Source organism: Pseudomonas sp. Leaf59, from assembly GCF_920984685.1.
Taxonomy (GTDB): Bacteria; Pseudomonadota; Gammaproteobacteria; order Pseudomonadales; family Pseudomonadaceae; genus Aquipseudomonas.
Genome location: NZ_CAKLBR010000043.1, coordinates 1 through 1,063 on the forward strand (window position 1 = coordinate 1; position 1,063 = coordinate 1,063).

Genomic DNA, 1,063 nt, shown 5'->3' on the forward strand with positions numbered 1-1,063 from the left:
TTCAGCAGCGTCGACTTGCCCGCGCCGTTCTCGCCCATCAGCGCATGCACCTGGCCCGGCTGGGCGGTAAAGCAGATGCCGTCCAGCGCCTTGACCCCGGGAAAGGTTTTGCCGATACCCTCAAAACGCAGGGCGGCCGCACTCATTTCCACAGCCCGATTTTGGTCAGTTCTTCCTTGAAGTTTTCCCGGGTGATCAGCGTCACTTCGTCCATCGCCGTGTATTTCGGCGGTTCGGTGCCCTTGGTGACCCACTCGTACATCATCAGCGCTGTGTTGTAGCCCTCGATGTGCGGGCTGGGCAGCATCGAGCCGAAGAAACCGCTGTTGGCCTTCTTCAATTCGCCGATGGCGTCGGTGCCGTTGATGCCGATGCCGATCACGTTGGCCGCCGCAAACCCGGCGCTTTCCGTGGCGCGCACGCCGCCGAGCACGGTGTTGTCGTTCATGCCGCCGATGATCAGGTTTTTCGCGCCGCTGGGCAGCTTGACCAGCGCCGAGTTGGTGGCGTCCATGCTGCCCGGAACGTCGAGGGTTTTCAGCGCGGCAGTGAGGATATGGTCCTTGGGAATGCCGGCTTCTTCGAGGGATTTGATCGAACCGTCGGTGCGTTTTTTACCGGTGTCGAGCTCGTTGAAGGTGTTGATCACCGCGTAGGTGTCCTTCCAGTCCCAGCCACGTTTTTTCGCTTCGGCGGCCATCGCGGCGCCCTGCTTCTGGCCCACTTCGAACGCGGCCATGCCCAGGTACGGCACGTCTTCCATGAACGCGCCCTTGGCGTCGACGAAACGGTCGTCCACGGCAATCACCTTGAGGCCGTTGGCCTTGGCCTTGGCGACGATGGCCGGGCCGAGGGACACATCCGGCGGGCAGATCACAAAGCCCTTGGCGCCGTTGGCGGCCAGGCTGTCGATGGCCGAGAGGGTTTTCTCGCCATCGGGCACGGCGATCTTGATCACGGTGAAACCGTGTTCCTTGCCGGCTTTTTCGGCGAAGGCCCATTCGGTCTGGAACCAGGGCTCTTCGGCCTGTTTGACCAGGAAGCCGATTTTTACTTCTTCAGC

At 61.8% G+C, this 1,063-nt stretch carries 2 protein-coding genes; both read right to left on the minus strand.

Annotated elements, in window-relative coordinates:
- On the minus strand, window positions 1-146 hold a 146-nt coding region (locus tag LUB09_RS23835), incomplete at its 3' end, for an ATP-binding cassette domain-containing protein (protein WP_231423855.1).
- Window positions 143-1,063: substrate-binding domain-containing protein (locus tag LUB09_RS23840; RefSeq protein WP_231423854.1), on the minus strand; the 921-nt coding region annotated here is incomplete at its 5' end. The genes LUB09_RS23840 and LUB09_RS23835, both read right to left, overlap by 4 nt.